General features: G+C 67.1%; 15 protein-coding genes and 1 pseudogene. 7 read left to right on the top strand and 9 right to left on the bottom strand.

Annotated elements, in window-relative coordinates:
* The 5 genes from LRG07_RS11225 to LRG07_RS11205 all read right to left on the bottom strand — a co-directional run.
* On the bottom strand, positions 1-1,222 hold a 1,222-nt coding region (locus LRG07_RS11225; RefSeq protein WP_238642401.1), incomplete at its 3' end, for a helix-hairpin-helix domain-containing protein.
* 118 nt (positions 1,223-1,340) lie between these two features.
* Entirely contained in the window at positions 1,341-2,009 is a 669-nt protein-coding gene (locus LRG07_RS11220) for an SOS response-associated peptidase (RefSeq protein ID WP_238642399.1), read from the bottom strand.
* A 27-nt stretch (positions 2,010-2,036) separates the two neighbouring features.
* Entirely contained in the window at positions 2,037-2,411 is a 375-nt protein-coding gene (locus LRG07_RS11215; RefSeq protein WP_238642397.1) for a hypothetical protein, read from the bottom strand.
* A gap of 245 nt (positions 2,412-2,656) precedes the next feature.
* Positions 2,657-5,218 (bottom strand): fused MFS/spermidine synthase, encoded by a 2,562-nt coding sequence (locus tag LRG07_RS11210; protein WP_238642394.1) that lies wholly within the window; start codon positions 5,216-5,218, stop codon positions 2,657-2,659.
* A 144-nt stretch (positions 5,219-5,362) separates the two neighbouring features.
* Complete coding sequence (locus LRG07_RS11205; RefSeq protein ID WP_201169395.1) at positions 5,363-5,767, bottom strand: SRPBCC family protein; 405 nt, start codon at positions 5,765-5,767, stop codon at positions 5,363-5,365.
* A gap of 234 nt (positions 5,768-6,001) precedes the next feature.
* Here LRG07_RS11205 and LRG07_RS11200 point away from each other — a divergent pair, with 234 nt between their 5' ends.
* The 6 genes and pseudogenes from LRG07_RS11200 (at position 6,002) to LRG07_RS11175 (ending at position 11,860) form a co-directional block, all read left to right on the top strand.
* Positions 6,002-6,202, top strand: a complete 201-nt coding sequence (locus LRG07_RS11200; RefSeq protein WP_201169393.1) for a hypothetical protein — start codon at positions 6,002-6,004, stop codon at positions 6,200-6,202.
* A gap of 475 nt (positions 6,203-6,677) precedes the next feature.
* Entirely contained in the window at positions 6,678-7,091 is a 414-nt protein-coding gene (gene rnk, locus LRG07_RS11195) for a nucleoside diphosphate kinase regulator (protein ID WP_201169390.1), read from the top strand.
* A gap of 308 nt (positions 7,092-7,399) precedes the next feature.
* Positions 7,400-8,989 (top strand): annotated as a pseudogene (locus LRG07_RS11190) (BCCT family transporter); the annotation flags it as partial.
* 335 nt (positions 8,990-9,324) lie between these two features.
* A complete protein-coding gene (locus LRG07_RS11185; RefSeq protein ID WP_201169384.1) occupies positions 9,325-10,305 on the top strand; it encodes a PH domain-containing protein in 981 nt (326 codons plus the stop codon).
* Positions 10,306-10,328: 23 nt separating this feature from the next.
* Positions 10,329-11,156: a universal stress protein gene (locus tag LRG07_RS11180; protein ID WP_201169382.1), complete on the top strand. Its 828-nt coding sequence runs from the start codon at positions 10,329-10,331 to the stop codon at positions 11,154-11,156.
* An 89-nt stretch (positions 11,157-11,245) separates the two neighbouring features.
* The gene (locus LRG07_RS11175) at positions 11,246-11,860 is read left to right on the top strand and encodes a heme-binding protein (RefSeq protein WP_201169380.1); all 615 of its coding nucleotides are present in this window, start codon (positions 11,246-11,248) and stop codon (positions 11,858-11,860) included.
* 7 nt (positions 11,861-11,867) lie between these two features.
* On the opposite strand, the gene LRG07_RS11170 is transcribed toward LRG07_RS11175, so the two are convergent.
* From LRG07_RS11170 to LRG07_RS11155, 4 genes are all read right to left on the bottom strand, one after another.
* Positions 11,868-12,341, bottom strand: a complete 474-nt coding sequence (locus LRG07_RS11170) for a hypothetical protein (protein ID WP_201169378.1) — start codon at positions 12,339-12,341, stop codon at positions 11,868-11,870.
* Positions 12,342-12,344: 3 nt separating this feature from the next.
* Positions 12,345-12,593: a hypothetical protein gene (locus tag LRG07_RS11165; protein WP_201169376.1), complete on the bottom strand. Its 249-nt coding sequence runs from the start codon at positions 12,591-12,593 to the stop codon at positions 12,345-12,347.
* A gap of 151 nt (positions 12,594-12,744) precedes the next feature.
* Complete coding sequence (locus LRG07_RS11160) at positions 12,745-14,841, bottom strand: TonB-dependent receptor plug domain-containing protein (protein ID WP_238642390.1); 2,097 nt, start codon at positions 14,839-14,841, stop codon at positions 12,745-12,747.
* A gap of 169 nt (positions 14,842-15,010) precedes the next feature.
* Positions 15,011-15,220 (bottom strand): hemin uptake protein HemP, encoded by a 210-nt coding sequence (locus LRG07_RS11155; protein ID WP_201169372.1) that lies wholly within the window; start codon positions 15,218-15,220, stop codon positions 15,011-15,013.
* A 294-nt stretch (positions 15,221-15,514) separates the two neighbouring features.
* On the opposite strand from LRG07_RS11155, the gene LRG07_RS11150 reads away from it, so the two are divergent.
* Complete coding sequence (locus LRG07_RS11150) at positions 15,515-17,686, top strand: TonB-dependent siderophore receptor (protein WP_238642389.1); 2,172 nt, start codon at positions 15,515-15,517, stop codon at positions 17,684-17,686.
* Positions 17,687-17,690: the final 4 nt, after the last annotated feature.

Genomic DNA, 17,690 nt, shown 5'->3' with positions numbered 1-17,690 from the left:
TCAGCCGCGCATGCGCCGCGATCTCCCGAAGCCGTTGTGGGCCGATGCCGTCAATGGCCTCGAGCTGCTCGATGCGTTGGATGGGGCGCATGGCGGCGATCGCCGCGGCGCGTTCCGGGCCGACGTGCGGGATCGCCTGGAGTTCCTCAATAGAGGCGGTGTTCAGATTGATCGATCCTTGGGGTGCCTCCGGCGCCTTGCGCGAGTGGCCAGGCACCTTCTGTGTCGTCTCCACCGGCATGGCCGGCTCCAGGCTCAGTTGGGCGTGGTCCGCGAAGATCTCCAGCAACTCCTCCTGCAGCACGGTCCGCGGTCCCCGCGCCAGGGCCAGATCGTCCACATCGAAAAGCAGTGCGGCCCGCCGCTCGCCGTCCATCCCCTGCGCCGCCGCCTCGGCCAGCAAAGCGAGCACAATCCGGTGCGCGTCCTGTGCCGGCTGCACCGCAGCGCGGCAGCGCTCGAGCTCCGCCGCAACTCCCTCGAACAGCTCCGGTGAGCGGGGCAGGGCTTCCAGGCCGGGGTTCTGGGTGGCGCGGTGCTGGACGCGGCGCCATCCTTCCTCGAGTGTTTCTCCCCGCCCCCAGAGGGCGACGGCCAGGGCGACGGCGGCGCTGAGCCCGTCGGCATCCAGGCGCGCTATAGCCTCGGATACCGCCGGATCGACCCTGCGGCGCTGGCGCTGCAACCGGGCGTTGCGCCAGCGCCGTGGCAGGGCCCGGGTGTGATCAATGAGCCACTGCCCCAGCGCGACGGCGCCGCGCAACAGCCCGCCGATGACCACAAAGAGCAGCTGCACGCCGCCGACGAGCGCGGCGAAGACCATGTAGACCATCTGCAGCTGCGCCGCCTTCTGCCCGCGGACCTGGACACCGAAAACCTTCGCTGAGGAGCGGTTGGGGCGGAACCAGTTGAACGAGCCGAGCCGGTTGCGCGTCGAGACGCTCGCCCCGCTTTTGGACAGATTCAGCTTGGTCGGCCCCTTGCCGTAGCGCCCGCGCAGGATGAACCGGCCGTTTTGCAGCGCCACCTGGGTGTTCTTCGCCGGCGTGACCGAGGCGCGGACACCGCGCCGGGTGTTCGCCGTCAGATTCACACCGGCCGCCCGCGCCTGGGCGCGCAGCGCTACCCCGCCGGTGCGACTCGCCCGCAGGTATTTGCCGCGGTGCTCGATGCGCCGCTGCTTGCCGTAGGCGTCTTTTTTGCCGAGGTTGAACAGACCCATGGTTGGCTTCGTCGGTGCGCCCTGATTCGTGTAGCGGCCGAATCCCCTTTCTACTCCAGTCCTACGACACGCTGTGTCGTCTTTCCCAGCGGATACGAGGATCATTCGGTTGCGTGGCTTACGCGGGAGCGAGCAGCTCGGCGTCGTCGTTGTCCGGTTTGTTCACCCGCGTTGAAACCGGCCATAGTGTAAGGTGCGCCGGATCCAGCCGCCGGGCCGCGCTGCGGACCGCCTCGCGCTCGTTCAGGGCTGGATCCAGCCAGTCCCACCGACACGCGGGGTCGAGGATCACGGGCTGGCGGTCGTGGATGGTCCGAAGGGCGGGGCTGGCCGGTTCCGTGAGGATGGCGCAGCACGTCTGGTGTTCATCGATCCACTCCCACAGCCCGGCGAGGAGCATGACGCCATCGGGATCGTCGTCCCGAAGGGTGATGAAGTAGGGCTGTTTGCCGGCTTGCTCCTGGCGCCATTCGAAGAATCCGCTGGCGGGGATCAGGCAGCGGCGCTGGCTGAATGCACGCTTGAAGTAGGGACTGGTGGCGACCCGTTCAGCGCGGGCATTGATCGGTGCGGGCCCGTCGGTATCCGCCCACCGGGGCTTGAATCCCCAGACGGGCCAATCGAGGACAGCGGCCTCGCCGGGCTCGTCCGCGCTGCGGAAGGCGGGGATGGGGGTTCCGGGCGGGATGTTGTAGCGCGGTGCGTGCGACTCGCCCACGGACGGGATGCCGAAGAGGCTTTCGCCGATGGTCTCGAGGGGCGTGGTCAGGGCAAAGCGTCCGCACATCGACTCGTCTCCGCGTTCGGTTACACCCTATTGCGTCCTGGGGCCGCCGATGAACACGGCGACACTGACCACAGCCGGCCACATCCAGCCGATCAGAAACAGCAGGATGATGACCGCTTCCGCCGGTGCCGCCAGAATGCCCAATATCACCAGAACCACGGGTACGTTGGCGATCAGGCAGCCATTGCCTTCACGGCCGTTCGTCAACACGGTCAGGTAAACGGCCACCAGTAACAGGATCCCGGCCGCGCTCATCGAGAGCAGGGCGATAAGCACCCGATCGGCGGGTGTGTCGGACCACAACCAGATCACGTGGCCTCCGGCCAGGAGATCCAGAAGCGCGGCCAGGTAGACGCTGGCGAACCCAAGGTGCGTTCGGTTCAGCGGGGATCGAGGGAGCATCCTTTGCACTCTCCGGCCATCGGTGCGGCCCAGGGAAGGCTTGCCCCAAGTCCGGAACGATGGCGCCGATCAGCGGTCTCCGTGCCACGGCTAGCCGCCGTGCATGGACAAAGGTGCCCCTGAGTGTAGGCCGGAAGTCCGGGATGTGATACGCCTCTCAGCCGAGCCGCGGGCCAACGGAAACCCAGGCCGTTGGACGAGGTTATGGGGTGGTCTGTCACCGGGCCCGATCACCGGGGTTCGAGTTACTCCTCCCAACCGGAGCGGGTTGTCGGTGACTCTGCCTCTTGCGGTGGGCTGTGGAATGGCGTGAGTTCGAGGAACGCTCGCAGGTGGCGTTGGGCGAGTGGCCCCTGTCCCTCATTGTGCAAGACGTTGTAGTGGTAGTAGTGCCGTCCGGCCACAACGTAGCCCAAGGCGGGCGGGTGAGCAGCGCGTACTCGCGCCAGATAGGGGTCTTTTTGGAGCGGGTTGCGCTCGGCCAGGGTTTCGTAAAAGTGCCCCAGGTTGCGGCCCATCAGCCAGGAGGCCTCGCCGGCCTGGACGCGGCGCTGGGTGCGCGGGGCCTGATACTCGATGACCGGACGGTCCAGCGTGTTGATCGGTGCATCCTCAAAGAGTCCGCTATCGGTGATCCGTCCCGCGTACATGCGCAGTGTGGATGCGAGTAACGCGGCTTCCGGGTGGGGCGTGTTGCCTGCCAGCCGTCTTCCGTGCCGGATGAGCGCCTCGGGGTTCAGGGTGACATCCTCTTCCGTGCCGATCAGCGCCAGAATGGAGCCATCGGCAAACAGGTCTCCCCGCCAGGCCACGACTTGCGGAAATACGGCATCCATGGTCCGGGCGATGATCGCGAAGTCATCAGCGCTGAGTTGGTAAAGCGGCAGCCACTGGACGAACAGTCCCCCGTCTTCAAGCCGCTTACGAGCTTGCTGATAGTGTTCTTTGGTGTAGAGGTTTCCGGTGCCGGCCCGCCACGGGGTGAAGAGGTCGCTGATGATGACGTCGTACTTGTGTTCGGCGTGGCGAAGGCAATGGTGTGCATCCTGGGCCCGCACGTGCGCACGGGGATCTTCGAACAACCCCTGAGTCCAGGGACCGAAGTGGGCCTCGGCCAGTTCGATGACTTCCGGGAGTAGTTCGCAGGCGTCAAGCCGCTCCACTGGGAAGTTCAAGGCAGTGCCCGCCGTGATCCCCGTGCCGAGTCCCAGGAAGAAGACGGATTGCGGCTCGGGGTGCGCCATCATGGGGATCAATGTCTGGTTGCGCTCGGACTCGAGCGCCCCGGTCCCGCCCAGGGTGTAATGGTTGTTGACCCGCAGAAGCCGGTCTCCATCCTGCTCGATCGCCGCGACGGTGGCGTGGGTGCCCTCCCGTGCCTCGAGCAGCCGCTCGCCGGCGGCCTCATCGACCCGTGCGATGTTCCACTCGCCTGGTCGGAAAGCGGCGAGAGCCAGAGCGGCCGCCAGCAATGGGGTGGCGTATGTCCAGCGCCGCCAGCGCGGGAGCGGTTCCCGGGAGAGTACCGCGACGGCCAACAGGGGGTAGATCGCACCCAAAGCGATCAGGCTGCCCGTTGCGCCAAGTGTGGGGAGGAGAACGAAGCCGGCAACCAGAGAACCGAGGATGGCGCCTGATGTGTTGGCGGCAACCAGCCCGCCGATGGCCGGGCCCGGCTGTGGATTGGCGGCCTGGACGACGCGCAGTAGATAGGGCAGGACAGCCCCCAGCATGACACCGGGCAGGACCATGACCAGCAGGGCAATGCCGGAGACCGCCGTCAGGTATTCCATCCAGCCCGCGCCGGAACCGACGTAGGTCAGGCCGGCCGTTGCGCTGTGGAAAGCCCAGGGCGAGACGACCACCACCGTCGCCGCAATGGTGAGCAGGGCAAGCAGCACATGACGGGGGTTAAAGCGAGGGATCCGCGCCAGTCCATGGGAGGCGACGGAGCCCAGGCTCAGCGCCAGGAGGAAGGCGACGAGGACGATCGCATACGTATAGACCGAGTTCTGAAGGACCTGGGCAAAGAGGCGTGTCCAGAGCACTTCAACGGCGAGGGTTACGAACCCCGATGCGAAGGCGACCCACAGCACGATTCGGGAAGAGAGGCCACTGGTCTCGAAAGACCCGGGTGCCCTGTCTCCCGGCGACGGCGCCGGATCGGCGCAAGCTCGTTTTGCTGCCGGGGCGCGGGCCAGGGCGATCGCGGCCGCCCCGACACTCAGGTCGATGGCAACCGCCAGCAGGTAGGTTCCGCTGAAGCCGAGGGCCATCGGCAGCAGGAATCCGGCGGCCAGTGCGCCGAGGACGGAACCGAAGGTGTTCAGTGCATACAGCGCCGTGCCGGTGGTTGCCAGTCGGCTCGGGGCGCGGACCATGAACTGCCCGATCATCGGGAACGTCCCGCCCATGAAGAATGCCGGCGGGAAGAGGATCAGCGCGGCGAGGGTGATCCGCAGGGCCAGGTCCGCCGCCGGCAGGTCGCCGGCCAGGCCATAGAGTGCCGGATAGGCGGCGTGGTAGAGGTCGTAGAGCAGGAAATGGCCGAGGGCGGTAATGGCCACACCGATCTCCAGCAGGCCGAAGCCGGCTAACGGGGAGCGTAAGCGCGGCGCCAGCCGCCCCCAGGCCCAGCCGCCTGCGGCGAGGCCTGCGAAAAAGACCGCGATCGCCAGCGCTGCGGCCTGGGCGGTGTTGCCGAAGAGCAGGCCAAGCTCGCGGACCCACAGCACCTGGTAGACAAGTGCGGCAAAACCGGAGCAGAGGAACAGGGTGACCGTCCACCAGCGGAGCCCGCGTGCCATGCTTGATGCACCTGAGTTGCAACTGAGGGCGTCATCGTATCAGAAAGGACCAACTGCCCGTGCGCGCGGGCCGACGGATCCCGCGAGGGCGTTGGATGGGGCTTTCGGGCGGTCTTGTCGCCGGTGCCCGGGGTCCGGGCGGCGCTATCGGTGGGCGATGTCGATGATCCGTCGGCACGCCTGCCGGCAGATCGGGGCGTATGCAAAGGCCCAACGCGGTAGTTCGAACACCACTCGCGCCCCGCCGTTCGGTAGCGGATCAACGCGGTGCCCAGTGGCGGGAAAGCGGGCGACCGACCAGTCCCATCGGTAGGGTGGCTCGAATGTTGTAATCCGGTACCCGACTTGCAATCCAACGCCGGTGATGACAATCCGCCCTGTCGCGCCGGCATGAATGTAGCGCTCGGCCGCTATGACACGACGAACGCTCGGTCCCCAGCGTGGCCACTGATTGGTGTCCGTGAGGATCTCCCACAGGTGTTCGGGGGTGGCTCTGGAGTCGAGACCAACCTCGAGCGGCTTTTCCGGCATGGGGCGGTCGTGGCGCATTGGTATGTTCCCGGGCAGCCTGCTGACTGGCGCTGGTGGCTGAGGTTTAGAACCGACTGAAAGGCGCAGTCACTGCTCACCGCGGGCCGGTAAGCCGGGGGCGCGCAAGTCTGATTATCTTGGACTGCGCGTTGGGCAGGGGGAAGGGGTGCACGCGATGCGTATAAGCTTGCAGATGCGAATGGTTCGCAGTACCATTCTATGTGACTTTCGTATCGAGAAGAGGTTGGTGTCATGAAGCCGAGGCTGAGGATGTTCGGACGGGCGGCGAGAGAGGTGTTCCGTACGGTGGGGCTGCTGGTCTTTGTCGCCGGCGCCGGCTATTTCCTCATCGCCGGCTACCTCACCGTCCACGAGGGTCTGGCGGGGCAACAGATGGCCGATGACCCGGAGCCGGGCTTGACAGCCGCGCTTGAGCCGGATGGGGAGCGTTGATTCTGCACAGGCGGTCGGGAACTGTTGGGTGACTCCCCGCTCGGGGGTGGTCAGGCGCTCAACCTGCTGATTGTGAAGGGTGTTCTCCTGAGCAGGTTTTGATCAATCGACCTCCGGGCCCCTCGAAATGCGGGCGCCCCCGATTTTCTCCACACGGTTTTCCACAGATTTTGTGGAATTCGCCCGCGATCCGGAACGGACCTTTTCTCCACTGCAAGAGGCGACCGAAGGCTCCGGTGCGTTCAGTGGCGGAAGCGCCTGGACGCAACAGGCAAGCGTGCTATGGTTGGCCGGACAGGCATCCCGCGTGGCCTGTGGGCGGCAGCCCGCGGTCACCGTCCCCCGAAACTTGAGAACGGCCACTCTGGCCCGAACTCCAGGTCGCACGCACCGTGCCGGATCCGGCACGGCTGACCGGGTTGCGCCCGCGAGCAACCGACCTGCCCCCGTCGACATAACCGATTGGCTGGATTGAATGAGTAAAAGACCCGAGATCGTTATTTCATCCCGCGACGCCGAGCGGCTTGAGGACCTCATCGATTCGCTGTCTCGGAACGCCTTCCCGGGCAAACCGGACCTTGAGAACGAACTGGCGAGGGCCCGGATCGTCGAGCCGGATGAGGTCCCGCCCGATGTGGTCACCATGAACTCGACCGTCCGGTTCCGTGTGGAGGGGACCGAGGAGGAGTTCACGTTGACGCTGGTCTATCCGAAGGACGCGGATCCGAGCGGGCAGACCATCTCGATACTGGCTCCGGTGGGCAGTGCGCTGCTTGGCCTCTCGCAGGGCGAGGAGATCGATTGGCCCAGGGCCGGTGGCGGTGAGCATCGAGTCCGTATTGAGGAGATCGTCTATCAGCCTGAGCGCTCCGGTGAGCATCATCGGTGATCGGGGGTGAAAAAAAGGGCCGGACCCCTTGTGGTGTCCGGCCCGAAGTACCGCTGACGTGAGCACCCAAGCGACCGTGAAGCCGCTGGATTGAATGTTACTGAAAACGATTCCTATTTGCAAGCCTGTCGCCGTCGCCTCTCCGGGGGCGAAGCTTCGGCGGTGCGTTGTCCGGATCCTTGTCTGAGTCACCACACCGCCCTCGTCGGTTCGGGCGGGACTGCTAGCCTGAGTTAGGGAGCGGCGTGGGGCGTCGTCCGCGCTATGGCGGAGCGCCCCGGCAGGCACCTGCAACCAGAGGGCGTCCCATGAGCCTGACCGAACGCCGAGCACCTGCCCGGCCCCGGTCCCGCTCGGCCGAGCCTGGCTTCGGGCCGGATACCCGGGCGCAGACCACGCACGTGCTTGGACTGGAGCTGCACGCGCCGGTCTTTATCGTCAGTGCCGGTCTCCTGCTGCTGTTCCTCGGGCTGACACTGGCCTTCGCCGAGCCGGCGCGGGATCTTCTGGAGGCGACCCTGGACGGGGTTCGCGGGCGGTTCGCCGGTGTGTTCCTCGGTACCGGGAACCTGCTGGTGCTGCTTTGTTTCGCCCTGATCCTCCTGCCCGCGGGCAACATCCGGCTCGGGGGTGCGGCGGCCCGGCCGGAGTTCGGTCGCCTCTCCTGGCTGACCATGCTCTTTGCCGCGGGCATGGGCGTGGGGCTGATGTTCTGGGCGGTGGCGGAACCGGTGGCCTATTACACCGACTGGCTTGGCACTCCGCGGGGCGTCGAGCCAGGGACCGAAGCCGCAGCCCGGCTGGCGCTGGGCGCGACCCTCTATCACTGGGGGCTGCACCCCTGGGCCATCTACGCCGTGATGGCGCTGGCTCTCGCTTTCTTTGCCTACAACCGCGGTCTGCCGCTGACCGTGCGCTCGGCCTTTTATCCGCTGCTCGGTGAGCGCACCTCGGGGCCGATCGGCCACACCATCGATATCGTCGCGGTGGTTGCGACGGTCTTCGGCCTGGCGACGTCGCTCGGATTCGGGGCCCAGCAGGCGGCCAGCGGTCTGAGCACTATCTTCGCCGGTGTCGAGGACGTGCTGGGTACCCGCCTACTGCTCATCGCGGTGGTTGTTGGTGTCGCCGTGGCGTCGGTACTGCTGGGTATCCAGCGCGGGATCCGCGTGCTGAGCAACCTCAACCTCGGAATGGCCGGGTTTTTGCTACTGTTCATCCTCGTCAGCGGGGGGCTGTTGGCGTCTGCCGTCAGTCTGGCGACCGCCGGGGTCAGCTACCTCGGCCAGCTGGTGCCGATGAGCACGCCGGTGGGCCGCGATGATGCAGGCTTCATGGAGACCTGGACTGTCTTCTACCTGGCCTGGTGGATCAGCTGGTCCCCCTTCGTGGGGATGTTCATCGCCCGTATCTCCTATGGGCGCACCGTCCGCGAGCTGGTTACGGCGGTGCTGCTGGTGCCGACTGCGGTGACGTGGCTCTGGATTAGCGCCCTGGGGGGCGAGGGGCTTCGTCAGGTCCAGGGCGGGCTCGGAGGCCTGGCCGACGGCTTGGGTGAGCGCGAGTCCATGGCACTGTTCCATCTGCTGGAGCAGTTGCCCGGTACCGAGTTCACCGCTGCGCTGGCGGTGCTGTTGGTGGTGATCTTCTTCGTGACCTCGTCGGACTCCGGCTCGCGCGTCCTGGATGCGGTAACAGCCGGCGGCCGCCTGGATACGCCGCGTATGCAACGGGTGCTGTGGGTCGTGTTGACCGGTGTGCTCGCCGCCACGCTGCTGTTCGTCGGCGGCGAGGCGGCCCTGGATGCACTGCAGGCCGGTGCCGTGGCCAGCGGCTTGCCGTTCGCGATCGTTGTCCTTGCGCTGTCGCTGAGCCTCCTGATCGGTCTCCGGCAGGAAAGGGAGCGTCTGAGCGCGCGGGGGATGGAGCTGCAGCCGCCCCGTGGCGAGCCGACACGCGGGCGCACTGGGTTGTCACGCCCCCAGGCCGCTGGCTGCGCGTATCTGCTTGGCCCGCTCAGCGCACTGCTTCTGTTGATGCTCGAGCGCGCCGACCCGCTGGTCCGGTTCCATGCGGTGCAGTCGCTGGTCTTCTCCGCGGCGGTGCTGCTCCTTGCCGTGGCGATCCTGCTCCTGGCCGTTCCACTGGGCGGGTTGCCCCTGCTAGCGTGGATAGGCGGTGGACTGCTGCTGTTGCGCGCATGCCTGGTGGCGCTGGGCAAGGAGCCGTGGCCATGAAACGAGATCAATTGCGCCGCAAACTCGCGGATCCCAACGCGCCGCCGTTGCTGGTTCAGATCGGGCGGTTTCTGTACGGGCGCGTTACCCGCCTGTTGCTGCTGGCCGCCGCGCTGGCGCTGCTCGGCTCCATCCTGTTGTGGGGAGAGGCGGCGTTCCTGTCGCTGATCGCTTTCACCGTCCTGCTGCCGGCCACGATCATCTCCATCCTGCTGCGCTGGTGGCCAGGAGAGGTGGCCCGTGGCCGCGAACCGGGTACCTCGGCCCCTTGGCGGCGCACCCTCAATCTGCTGGCCGGCGGCATGGTGGTGACCACCCTCGGCTCGCTGATCGCCGGAGTCGGCCTGTTCGGTACGGCCGCTGGTATCATGCTGCTCACCACGGGGCTGCTCCTCCTGCCCCCGGGGATCAGCCTCACCCTGCTCGCGCTGTCCATGCGCTACCGGTTCCGGGTGGGCGGCACCGCCTACGATCCGCGCAAGCAGCTTGGCGAAGAGACCGCCGAGCCGCCCGAGCGCGTGCTGTATCGGGCCGAGGTGCACTGGGGCGTACTCCTGCCGGCCGTGCTTGCCCTGCTCACCAGCGCGCTGCTGGCAGTTGGTCCTTTCGGCGTCGTCGGCCAGGTCATCGCCACGATCCTCTATGTGCTCGTCTTCCCCGGGCTGGCGGCCTACGCTCAGGGGGTGTATTTCGATACCGAGCTGCGCGTCACCGAGAACCACCTCGTCGTCGAGACAGGTCTGATCGTGGTGCACTCGCGGGTCATCCCACTGTCGGACGTTCAGGCCCTGGGGGTCCACTACACCTGGCTCGGCCGCCTTCTTGGGTATGGCCGCGTGGTGATCACCACGCGCGACGGCGTTTGCGTGATCGTCCCCGGGATTGTTGATCCCTTCGGGATCTATCAGGTGGTCATGAGCCGGGTGATGCATGGCGGGCAGCAGGAGCCTGCCCGTCTGGTGGCTCCGGCGTTGTAACGGGCTTGGCCCGGGAGGTTGCTATGGAAGAGATCGTCGTCACCGTCGATGGCTCGGAGTACTCACTCTTCAGTGGCTTGGTGGTGGGCCATGAGCTGCAGGAGCAGAGTGGTCTGCCGTTGAGGTTGCTGTCCGTCGTGGAGCCGGAGGGCTCGGGTCCCGGCCGCCGCAAGGATATCGAGGACATGCTGCCACTGGGCGAGGCGGGAAGCCCCCGGGTCGGTGCTGCGGAGATTGAGGTAACCCCGGCCCAGCGCCCGGCGGAATACCTTGCGCAGCGCATCAGCGAGGACACGCAATCCCTCTACTGCGTGGCCACCCGTGGCCGGGGGACCATGGGCGAGGCGCTGCTCGGCAGCACCGCCGCAACGCTGACCCGACAGGCAAGTCGCCCCCTGTTGCTCAGCGGGCCGGCACTGCCCAGCGGCTGGAGCGGTCCGGTTCTGCGGATTCTGGTTCTGCTGGATGGCTCAAGCTTCGCCGAGCGGATCTTGCCCCGGGCCCTGCAGCTGGCCGAGGCGCTGGACACCGAATTACGCCTGGTCCGGGTGGCCGTCGACACCGCCGGCCAGGATACCTCGGAGGCGGCCAGTTATCTGCAGGCGCTCGCAGCGGCATGGCAGCCGAAGACCCGTCAGAAGATTAGCCACACCGTCCTCGAGTCCGAGCAGGATACCGCGGAGGCGATCACGGATTATGCGGCCAACCGGGGCAGCCTGGTGGCCATGACGACGCAGGGCTGGAGCGGGCTGGCCCAGCTGGCTCTGGGCAGCGTGGCCCATGCGGTGGTCCGCCAGTCGTCCGTACCGGTGATGGTGTTCAATCCAGGGCACGAGGACGACGAGGCTTGAGGTCCGCAGGCTTTTTGTCGGCGGCGTGGGCATCCGCCGTCGGCTGGAAGTGCGTCATAATGGGATAGTCGTGCTGCTCGGAGTGCGTAATGAAGATCGTTTATTGGGGAGTCGGGCTTGCGGTCGTTCTGGTGGTGGGTGTCATCGTTGCCTGGTGGGTCGTGGTCCGCGGCGTCGAGACACCGGAGTACTCGGTGGTCCTGCAGGATGGCGACCGCGAGCTGAGGGATTATCCGGCGCTTCGGGTGGCCGAGGTCGAGCGCAGCGGCAGCCGGGGCGATGCGGTCAGTGCCGGGTTCCGGCCGCTGGCTGGCTACATCTTTGCACGTGAGCGCGAGGGTGATTCCATCGCCATGACGGCCCCGGTGACCCAGACGCCGGAAGGCGAGGGGCGCTGGTTGGTGCGTTTCATCATGCCGGCAAAGTACTCCCTGGACGACCTGCCCCGGCCGGCGGGCGAGGAGATCACCCTGCGCGAACTCGACCCGCAGCGAATGGCAGCCATTCGCTTCTCGGGCCGTGCCAGCGATTCGATGGTCGAGGAGCACGAGCGCAGGCTCCGCGAGTGGATGACGGATCAGGGGCTGGAGGCCGCCGGCGAGCCGGTTTATGCCTATTACGATGATCCGATGACCCCGGGGTTTCTGCGCCGGAACGAGATCCTGATCCCGGTCGAGGATGCGCCGGCGGAGGCGGCGTCGTAAGCGCCGTCTAGCGCATCCACCGGCAACGGCTCAGCGGGGGCGGGACCCGCCCCCTCCGTCCACTGGCCGAACGCACGATGGCCACGCCCTGCTCGACGCGTAGCACCCAAACCGTGTCGCCGGCAGTCAGCTCACCGCGATCCTCGAGCATGGCCGGCAGGGGGGTGTCCTCACCCTGAGGCTGGACGCAGGGGATGCCGTCTTCATCGACGTCAACTTCGGCGAGCGTGTAGTCCCGTGCTTCCCGCTTGAGCCGGTGCCTTTCCCGGCGTTGGATGGCTGGCGGCAGAAAGCGGGCAGCAGCAGCCCCGACGAGTAGTGCGATCACGAACTGGTGGGCATCGCCGAGGGCCAGGCTGGCGAGCGCCGCTGCCAGGGCGCCGATGGCCGCGGCCAGCAGATAGCCACCCTGCAGGCTCGACGGGCGGGCGCCGAGGTCGATGGCTGCCAGGACGGCAGCGATCAGCAGCCACAGAAACATGGCTTAGACGCGGTCGCGTTTCAGGCGTTCGGCGGCCCGCCGCCGCGCCTCGGTGCGGGAGAGCTTGCCTGCCGCGCGTTCCTGCTCGGCGGCCTCCAGGCGATCGGCCTGTTCCGTGTCGCCGTGGCAGGCGCGGGTCAGTGGGTCGTCGCGGCTGCCCGGGGCGCGCCCGTCGCGACGGCGCTGGATGATGACGGCGACCACCAGCGCCGCCAGTGCCAGCCCAACCAGCATCAAGAATTCAAAAGCCAATGCCCCATGCCTCCACGGCTCACGATTGCACGCGTGGTTCCGAACCCTTGGAGGAATCTAGCCGATTCCCGGGCGGCGAGCAAAGAGTAGGTGGCCCGGAGGGCCCGGGGGGCGCCAGAGGGCGCACTCCCCGGTCTGCCGTGCGGAACGTTTAGAATCGGACCTTGGCACCCAGCCGCATGTCGCGTCCCGGCTCGCGTGCGTAATCGCTATCCTCGACGGTCTCGCCGGCTGCGTACCGCGGGATGGCGGTGTGGCTGGCGTACTCTTCGTCGAAGAGGTTGTGCACGATGAAATAGAGGGTGACGTCCTCGTCGCCCCCGGGCTGCCAGCGCATCTGCACATCATGGGTGGTGTAGCCGTCGCGTTCGCCGTCGCCCGGGATCACCCGCTCCAGGTCCGCGACCGCCTTCAGCGTGTAGCCGACCTGGAATGCGTGGTGGAACTGGTAGACGCTGTCCCAGACCAGGCGATCCCCCTGCGGGCCGACGGCACGGACCAGCTGCTGGCGTCCGGAGGGCTCGCCGGGGGTCAGGGTGTCCCCGTCCCCGAGGCCGCGCACCTTGTCGTGGGTGAAGCTCACGGAGCTGTAAAGGGCTTCCCCCCGCCACGCGGCCTTGAGCGTGTAGCCCTCGGTGGTGATCTGATCGTCGAGGTTATAGATGCTCTGGATCGGTTGCCGTCCGAGACGTGTGGGTTGCTCGAACCCATAGAGGATCAGGTCGTCGATATCGGTCCGGAACAGGGTGCCGGAAAGCTCCAGCCGGCCGCCGGCCAGCGGCTGCTCGGACCGGATGCCGGCCTCGGTCGTAGCGCTGGTCTGCGGGTCGTCATACTCGATGCGAGTCGCCTCGAACTCGTCGAGGTTGAAATCGTCAGGTACCTCGTTCTCATCGAATTGGTCGCGGCTGCCGATGTTCCGGTCCAGATGCAGCGTCGTGGTCCCCGAGCGGCCCTGGGCGGACTCGCCGTAGCCCACGAAGAGCTCGGTTGACGGGGTGGCCCAGTAGCCGATCCGGGCGTTGGTGGAGACCTCCGAGAAGTCCACTGACTCCCCTAGTTGTTCATAGTCGGTCTCCATCCAGTCGCCCCGAACCCCCAGCGAGAGATCCAGTCGCTCGCTCTCGAGTCGGTTCTGGATAAACGCCCCCTGGGACTCGTAGGTCAGGATGTCGCCGCCCCGGCTCGGATGGTCGCCTTCCCCGGTATCCCGTTCGATATCGCCGCCGACGGTCAGGCGGTTCTCCCCGTGGCCCAACGGCCCCAGGGAACCCCGCGCGAGGGTGGCGGTGTTGGCCAGGCGGCCGCCGACACCGTCGCTGAGAAAGCCGACCCCCTCATCGCGGTCTTCCCACTCGCTCTGATTGCGGTAGAGGTCGAGTTCCAGGTCCACCCACCGCGTCTCCGGGTGGAACTCGTAGTTGAGGCTGGTCGTCTCCCGCACCATACGCTGATCGGCAAGGTCGTCCTCTTCAAAGGGCGGACGATCGCCGCCGCTGAGGGGCAATTCCCCCAGGTTCTCGTTCTCCTCATAGCCAAGTCGGACCCGCTGCTGTTCGCCATCGGCGTTGAGCCGAAGCAGCAGATTGCGGTCATCGTACGCCGTGTAATCCTTGATCTCGCCACCACCGAGGCGATAGTCCTCGGTGGTCGTGTAACTGCCGCCCACGAGCAGTCCGATCCGTTCGGTGGGGTAGATGGCGCCCGCCGCACTGGTGGCCAGGGAGTCGGCCGCGCTGCCCCGGACGCCCCGCGCGAAGCCGCCGTAGCCGGTCTCGGGGTCGACGAGGTCGCCTGCGTCGATGGTCTCGAAGCGCACCGAGCCGCCGGTGGCGCCGTGGCCGTCGTCCGCCGCCGGCGGTCCGGGTTCGGCCTCGGCGTAGCGGAGGAAGGCGGGATCGATCCCGGCGAGGCCGCCCCGGTGGTTGTGCAGATCCCGGCCCTGCCGGGCCCCGTCGACCGTGACCCGGGTCTGGCTCCCCTCGATGCCGCGCAGATAGAGACGTCGCGCCTGGCGTGGACCGCCCACGTGGGATTCCGAGTCGCCCCGGAACAGGTCCTGCAAACGGTGGGACTGTTGCCGGCTGATCCGTTCGGTGCCGCTGCCCTCGATCTCCTCCGGCGGTTCAACGAGGACTTCGGGGAGCGCGGTCGGGGCCTCATCGGCCCCGGCGGTGGTGCTGAGGGCGCCGAGCACCGCCAGGCTGGTGCAGGTGAGAAGCGGCGTCTGCGTTCGTTTCGGATGCATCGTGCAAAGCCTCCTGATGGCCAGTCCAAAGTGCGATCCCCGGGTAGGCCCCGGGTGGATCACGGTTTACGCAGTGGCTGGCTGGGTGCAGGGGGCAGCACCTGGCTCGCGAAAATGGAATAAAAAACGATGGAATGTAGGGCGTAGAGCCGGGGTGAAACGGCCCGGGTCACTTGGTCAGGATGAGTTTGCCCTGTCTTGTCTCACGGAGCTGGTACGCCTCACCGCGGTGGTGGATGAAGACACGATTCGCGCCGTTGAAGAGGGCAGCGCTGTCCATGTGCGGGGTCCTTGAGGTCTGTTCGCGCTGATGATCGCTCGGAGTGGGAACCTCCTGGCTGTGGGCGGCGGTCGTCGGCTCCTGGTTCCGTTTGGTCATGGCTGCTTCCTCTGATTGCCGTGCCTCTGCCCGTGCCCGGAGCGTCAATCCGCCAGGGCGCGGATGAGAATCATTAGCGAATGCGATTCTAGTCCGGAATGCCCGGCTCGGCAACCGGGGGTCTGTGTTGGTGCCTGGCCGGGCGCGGGGGGTTGACTTACTAATACGAATCGTTATCGTTTGCGAAAGCCTAGCCAGCCTCCGGTCGCGACCGGGCCAGCCAGGTTCAAGAGGGGGTCGAGGCGTGATGGGACTCCCTTCCTGGCTGACGCGTTGACCTGACTGGAGGTGGCAATGGTGCATGGTTCCTTGGAGTGGCCAGGGTGGTGCTCGGGGCTCTGCCTGGCCTGTGTCGGCCTGGGTGCGTGTGCGTGGAGCACAACGGCTCTCGCCGCGGAGGGCGGTGGCGAGGGTGCCGTCGGCGCGGCCCTGGAGGATGTCGTGGTCACCTCCGGCATCGGCGCCGTGCGTCGCGAGGAGGCCCCGGCCGGTTACGGCGAGATCACGCGGGAAGACATCAAGCGCCGCCCGGTGACGACGCTGGATGAGATCCTGCGCGAGACTCCGGGCGTGGATACCACGGCTGTGCGTGGTGGTCGCGATCGGCCCCAGATCCGGGGCCTTGAACCGCGGCACACGCTGATGCTGATCAACGGTCGTCGGCTCAACAACACCGACGAACTTTTCCCCCACAACGACTTCCGCACTGGGGCCATGCCGCCCATCAGCTCCATCGAGCGCATCGAGGTGGTGCGCAATCCCGCCTCGGCCGTTCACGGGGCGGACGCACTCGGAGGCGTCCTCAACGTCATCACCCGGCCGCCAACCGACGAGTGGCAGGGTACCGCGACGGCCCGCTACGGCACCCTGGATTCCGGCTATGACGGTGAGGAGCAGCACTACTCCCTGTTTGCCGGCGGTCCCCTTGGCGAGCGCTGGGGCGCGATCGCCAGTCTGGAGTTTGTGGACACCGAGCCGTCGCTGCTGCCGGATCATCACTACGCTAGCGAGGAAGACTACTACCAAGAGGGCCGGGAGGCGCTCAGCGGCTACGCGAGCCTCTTCTACGATCCGGCGCCGGGGCACGAGTTCGAGTTCTTCCTGAGCGCCGGGGAGGAGGAGCGGACGGGGCGTGAGCAGCCGCGGGCGGAAGATCAGGAGCTGCCTCCCTGGCAGCAGATGTACAGCGAGATCTGGGGGTTGGATGAGCTCGGTGAGGAGCCGACCCATGTCGATCTGACCCGCTACGCCTTCGGCGCCGCCTACGCGCTCGAGCGCACCGACTGGGACGGAGAAGTCCAGCTCTACCGCTCTCGGGTCGAGGCCGAGGAGCCTGAGCGAGAGCAAATCCGTGAATTTGTTGGTTGGCCCCCTGCGCCCCCGCCGCCAGACCAGGATGAGGTACCGGTCTTCGAGCTGGCCCCCCGTGAAATGGAGCACACCGAGGACGTCGCCCAGGCCCGCGGCGGGGTGTGGTGGAGCGATCGGCAGCGGCTGAGCGCCATCGTGGACTACCGCCGCGAGACCTTCGAGCGCGAGGTCGGTGGCGAGCCCGAGGTGCCCCGGGACCGGGCCCACCACTACGGAGTCGGCCTGGAGAACCGCAGCTATCTGCTCGGGGATCGCCTGCTGGTCACGCTCGGCGCTCGCCTGGATGGCCACAGCGAGTACAGCGGCGGGGTCAGCCCACGGGTCAGCGGCGTCTACGCCGTCAATGACGAGGTGCGGGTCAAGGCTGACTACGCCGAGGGGTTCGCGGCACCCAACCTGCTCCAGCTCTCCGGCGACTACGAGATGGACCACTCGCACATGCCGGTCCCGGAGGCGCAGTTCTACCTCTACGGCAACCCGGACCTCGATCCGGAACGCTCGCGCAGCTACAGCCTGGCCCTGGAGCGTACCGGCCAGCACAGCCGCCAGGCGATCACCCTGTTCCGCACCGAGGTGGAGGACCAGATCGTGGAGCAGCGCACGGGGGAGGAGCGCCCCGACGGCGCCCACGTGCGCCGCTACGACAACATCGAGGAGGCCCGCACCAAGGGCGTGGAGCTAGAGACCGGCTGGCGCTGGCCGGACGGCAGCCAGATCCGCGGCAGCTACACCTACCTCGCTGCCCACGACCGCCAGACCGGAGACCGGCTCGAGAATCGGCCGCGCCAGCGGGCCCATCTACTTGCCGAGACACCACCCTGGTCCGGCGCCCTGGCCCACACCCGGGTCGAGCACGTTGGTGACCAGGCCGGGGTCGGCGAGCCCTACACGCTGCTCCACCTGGGGCTGCGCCAGCAGCTGCCGGCGGGGATCACCGTGGGGATCGGCGTGGAGAACGCCACCGATGAGCGCCCCTACCGTACGGACCCCGAGCGTGTGGGGCTCGACGCGGATGACGCCGATGATTTCTACGGCACGATGCCGGATCCGGTGCGCGGGCGCTTCTACTACGTCTCGGCCGAGCTTGAGTGGTAGGGGA

Source organism: Halorhodospira sp. 9622, assembly GCF_022228025.1.
Classification (GTDB): domain Bacteria; phylum Pseudomonadota; class Gammaproteobacteria; order Nitrococcales; family Halorhodospiraceae; genus Halorhodospira; species Halorhodospira halophila_A.
This window is presented reverse-complemented; position numbering and strand designations above follow the sequence as displayed.